This is a genomic window from Maritalea sp. (genome assembly GCF_051251695.1).
Taxonomy (GTDB): domain Bacteria; phylum Pseudomonadota; class Alphaproteobacteria; order Rhizobiales; family Devosiaceae; genus Maritalea.
Genome location: NZ_JBPOEU010000065.1, coordinates 1 through 4,541, shown reverse-complemented (window position 1 = coordinate 4,541; position 4,541 = coordinate 1). Strand labels below are relative to the sequence as shown.

The window sequence follows — 4,541 nt, the reverse complement described above, 5'->3', positions numbered from 1 at the left end:
TCACAAGATCCATTGCCTTGCTGTTGTCCAAAGAAGACTTTTGAATACGGGACACCAACTCTTTACCTAGCGCCAAACGTATTTCCTTGGAGCTATCGATCTGGCTGAATACATGGTCCATAGACTGACGTAGCAATATCTCTCTATTGTTATGCGAATGGCTTCTACCAGAAGAAACAAGCGATAGCTCTTTTTCAAGGGATCGCCAACGATCAGAAAGAACCTTCGCAGCGACACGAATATCATCCTTACGCAAAAGCTCAGATTCTATAGGGAAAGCCTTTTTCGCATGTTTTTGAGCTTCATGCTCTCGATGCAAAGATCTATCATTGTGATCTGATACTGCAGCTCTGGCTTTACCATCAGCGACGCGCAGCTCTTTTTCAATTGCTTGTCTTTCCGCCTGCCATTCATCCATCTTGTTTTCGGACGAAAATAGGCCTTTGGAAGGCTGCTTTTTTTCATGATCAACAAGCTTCTGCCGCGCTCGCTCAGCCCGGATTTTCAATGGTTCTAGCGACGCGACAAACCTATTTTCCTGGTCTCGTAAATATTTAGCGGCTGCTTCTTCTAAGGTTTTTGTGGCAACACTCAAAGAGGTCTCTCTCAGAGCTCCAGTGTTTACCTCATACGTGGCACCTTGATCACGTATCTGGTTCGTTTCGGATCGAACTATACTCAACTCTCTTGTTGGGCGAATAAATTCGGATAGTTTATCAACGAACTGTGCTCGATCTCCTCTGACATAGTCAGCAATCGAAGTTCTAAACTCAGAAATCGATCCTAGCTCATTGAGGAACGGATGCCCGGCGTTTTTGGCCAGATGCTCAGTGAACATGAATGTGGTTCTTGTATTACCATCTCTGAAGGGGTGACACTCCCATATTTCAGCAGAGTGTTTCGCTAGCTTGCCAACAAAGCGCTCTGGATCATCTTCCATGCCTCGCAACAACTTATCTTTTTTCAATTCAGAAAAAGCATAGTCAAGCCTGCTTTTTAGACTCTCGATGCCAGCGTCAGGATGAGGGTAATCTATTCCTACATCAGACTTTTTTTCAATCCCGATGGTTCTTACAGCACCCGCAAATGCGGGCGCGTGCTCACCATGAACGAAATACACATCGCGAAAAAGGTACCGATGAATAGCTTTCAAATGCTCTTGATCAAACTTCCCTGGCAGAGGATTAGCTAACAACTCTTTACCGCGCAGTCCTGACAGTTCAGTTTCGATTCTCTCAAGCTTCTTGCTATCAGTAATACCAAGCCGATTGAAAAGCACCCCAGAGGAGGGATCGAGATAAGGATCCTTCAATGACTAGTTCCCTACTGCGGCAATCATCAGCCGAGCGCATTCATCGCTGGTAATGACTTTCCTCTCCACCAGTATCAAAAGCTTTTTGCCGTAATCGCTCATCGCTGTGCCAGACAGCTCACCGAATTCGATGGCGCTCTTCGTAGCTTGATCGATGTCGGTAGATAGGTCGATAGCAGACAGTTGCGTCTCAACCCGAGCCTGCAGGGATTCATCATCCTCAACCTTATAGTCGATTTTTGTCATAGCCTGATAACCCACAACGTGAACTAAGAGTAACGACCAATTCAGTAAGATTGCCCACTGGTTATACAACGGGACAATCGACAGATAGAAGTCGACCTTTTCATCTCAATTATACGCTCATCCAAGGTCGAAATCGACTCTGGCATACCACCAAAATAGACGTTTTGGTTACCTGAGAAGCAACGAACGAGCTTCCCATCGGTGCGCTAATTCGTATGCCGTAAGCGCCTTATGAGGACATTTCTTACCAGCACACATACCAGATGTAGAAATCATACGAAATTTTATAATGCATATATGGCACCAGATTTGTAGTCTGGTAGACGTATCTTATACAACTTTCCGCAAAAGCGGATAGACCTCTCGCTCTATTGTTACAAGAGCGTTCAGGTAAACTTTTACAGCCTGCTCATGAGTTGTTCTGACAACGCGCCGACCGTCATAATGATGATAGACAAGCGGCGAGCCTATCCTTTCCACTGTCAATTCGTCTCGAATCAACTCATGTATCCCCTTGGCAATCTCTAGAGGTGTCGCATAGCCAAACAAGTAGGGAATCCGCAAGTTGTTGCCACGGAAAACCGGAGTGAAATACAAATGAGTAGCATTTTTGTAGCAGATATGAATAAAAGACTCGCCGGGGTTTTCATAAATCCGCGTTGCATCGTGAATCAGTAGATCGTCACGAAAGTGCTGAATGTGCTCTGAAGTTAGGGTAAGCAAGCTCTCAAATGTGGCTTTGCTGATAGCTCGAGGAACAGTGTGCATTGAACGTATTGACATCAAATGAACTCCCAGACGGTAAGTGAAACAGCGGTTGCCCACAGGGCAACAGAGCCCCGCGCTGCAAGCGCATAGCCGCCAACGGTCACACCGATCCTCACTGTCCAGTGTCGAGGTAGGCCGCAGCGTTTTCGCGGAGGATGCAATGCATCCGGGTTCCGCGAAAAGGAACGGGTGTTAAGCCGAGTAGAGCGCAGCGAGTTGCACTGGTCAGTGAGGATCGGTGTGATACGTCAACAACAACAGGGAGAACCCTTACTTGTGGCCACGATGGCCACTCCTTATCCGTATCCAGTGAGTGTCTTGTCGGGAGCTACCTGGTCGAGCTGTTTTCGACCAAGTAGCGAGGGGGAAGGGAGCCAGGCGAAGCCTAGCTCACGCGGGGGACGGCGAATCCGCCGTTGGGCGCATCAACACAACACGACCTGCAGCGCAGGGCGACATACTTCTGTAGCGCACCGGCAGGTGCAAGAGGGTGAGGGATCAGAGGGGCAGGGTGGATCCACCCTGCCCCTCTGATACATAAATAAGCTGAAGATAGTAACTTCAACTTAATCTCAGCCTGTTAGATGATGTCTTTCTCGGCCTCCTCTTGATGCATTGTCTGTACTTCTTCAACGCTGGCGGGCCATTCGGCTCCATTCACTGAGTCAATAACTCTGACGTCTACAGAATTGACTATCGGCCTTGTTTCGTGATGGATAACGTGTTGTGTGTACACGTCGCCGTTATTCCTTGATCTGAGTATCTCTAGGCCTAATGCTGTGAGTGATGTCAGCACGTAAGCACTCGTATTCCCTTGCAGAAGGTGATCACGTAGCTCGTTATGCAAGCTCATTGCATCTCTTCCTTCGCCAGGGTCCATCGCCGACTCCTTGTCAATGCTGATCTCGATAGTTATGCGCATTTGCTTCTCTCTTGAACGGTGATTGGGTTTATGTATTGAAACAGCGGTTGCCCACAGGGCAACAGAGCCCCGCGCTGCAAGCGCATAGCCGCCAACGGTCACACCGATCCTCACTGTCCAGTGTCGAGGTAGGCCGCAGCGTTTTCGCGGAGGATGCAATGCATCCGGGTTCCGCGAAAAGGAACGGGTGTTAAGCCGAGTAGAGCGCAGCGAGTTGCACTGGTCAGTGAGGATCGGTGTGATACGTCAACAACAACAGGGAGAACCCTTACTTGTGGCCACGATGGCCACTCCTTATCCGTATCCAGTGAGTGTCTTGTCGGGAGCTACCTGGTCGAGCTGTTTTCGACCAAGTAGCGAGGGGGAAGGGAGCCAGGCGAAGCCTAGCTCACGCGGGGGACGGCGGCTCCGCCGTTGGGCGCATCATTAACAAGACCTGCAAAGCAGGACATCGTTCTCGCAAAAATACCATGCTATCGCTTAGAGCATTGAAGCTGTAGTGTGCAAGAACATCAAGAGACATGCTTGCACACTACAGCCGATTAACTACATCAACCCACGCTCTGCCAGTGATGTAATAGTGCCTTGTCCACAAATAAAATGATCCAGGAGACGACAATCTACTAGGTTCATCGCATCTGACAATTTCCTGGTCAGACGTACATCCGCGTCACTCGGCTCAGCAACCCCAGATGGATGCGAGTGGACCGCAAAGCACGCAGCCGCGTTAGCTGATAATACAAGCTTGACGCAACTTCTGGGATAGACTGCGCAAGAATCAATAGTACCAACCCCCACCTCCCGGTAACATATAACACGATGACGGTTATCCAGTAATACAAGTCCAAATACTTCATCCTGTCTACCTGCAAACTGCAACTGCAAGTAACGACGAACATGCTCAGGAGAACTCAGCACGTCGCCTTGACATACCCTCTCGAAAGCCGCCCTAGCTGCAAGAGTCCGACCGACCTGCAAGCGAGCAAGCTGCATTCTGGATAGACCGGCAACTTCTACACGCCCATGGTCGTTGCGCGAAAATAGCGCATACAAACCGCCATTCTCCTCAATGATATTGTGTGCTTGAACAATGGCAGAAACACCTTTTTTGGACGATAGAAATAGTGACAGTAGTTCGGCGTCACTAAGACCATTAGTACCTTGATGTGCCATTTTTTCTACCAGATCAAGTGCTTTCATAATATCCTCATCAGTCAATAGCGAAGCGTAAGAGCGGCGAATGCCGCTGCTTAGGCCTCTGGCCGACTGACGAAGTCCGGGGTGGGCAAGTGC

The 4,541-nt window shown here is 49.0% G+C and carries 5 protein-coding genes; all 5 read right to left on the bottom strand.

Going from position 1 to position 4,541, the window contains the following annotated elements:
- Positions 1-1,312: Fic/DOC family protein (locus ACSHWX_RS17840; RefSeq protein WP_435669562.1), on the bottom strand; the 1,312-nt coding region annotated here is incomplete at its 3' end.
- 3 nt (positions 1,313-1,315) lie between these two features.
- On the bottom strand, positions 1,316-1,558 hold the full coding sequence (locus ACSHWX_RS17835) for a hypothetical protein (protein ID WP_435669561.1): 243 nt from the start codon (positions 1,556-1,558) through the stop codon (positions 1,316-1,318).
- Positions 1,559-1,888: 330 nt separating this feature from the next.
- On the bottom strand, positions 1,889-2,341 hold the full coding sequence (locus ACSHWX_RS17830) for a hypothetical protein (RefSeq protein ID WP_435669560.1): 453 nt from the start codon (positions 2,339-2,341) through the stop codon (positions 1,889-1,891).
- A gap of 565 nt (positions 2,342-2,906) precedes the next feature.
- The gene (locus ACSHWX_RS17825) at positions 2,907-3,350 is read right to left on the bottom strand and encodes a hypothetical protein (protein ID WP_435669559.1); all 444 of its coding nucleotides are present in this window, start codon (positions 3,348-3,350) and stop codon (positions 2,907-2,909) included.
- A gap of 444 nt (positions 3,351-3,794) precedes the next feature.
- The coding region (gene radC, locus ACSHWX_RS17820) for a RadC family protein (protein WP_435669558.1) at positions 3,795-4,541 on the bottom strand (747 nt) is incomplete at its 5' end.

Coding starts and splice junctions, on each gene's coding strand:
- ACSHWX_RS17835 (WP_435669561.1), bottom strand. CDS start 1,558: ATGACAAAAATCGACTATAAGGTTGAGGATGATGAATCCCTGCAGGCT.
- ACSHWX_RS17830 (WP_435669560.1), bottom strand. CDS start 2,341: ATGTCAATACGTTCAATGCACACTGTTCCTCGAGCTATCAGCAAAGCC.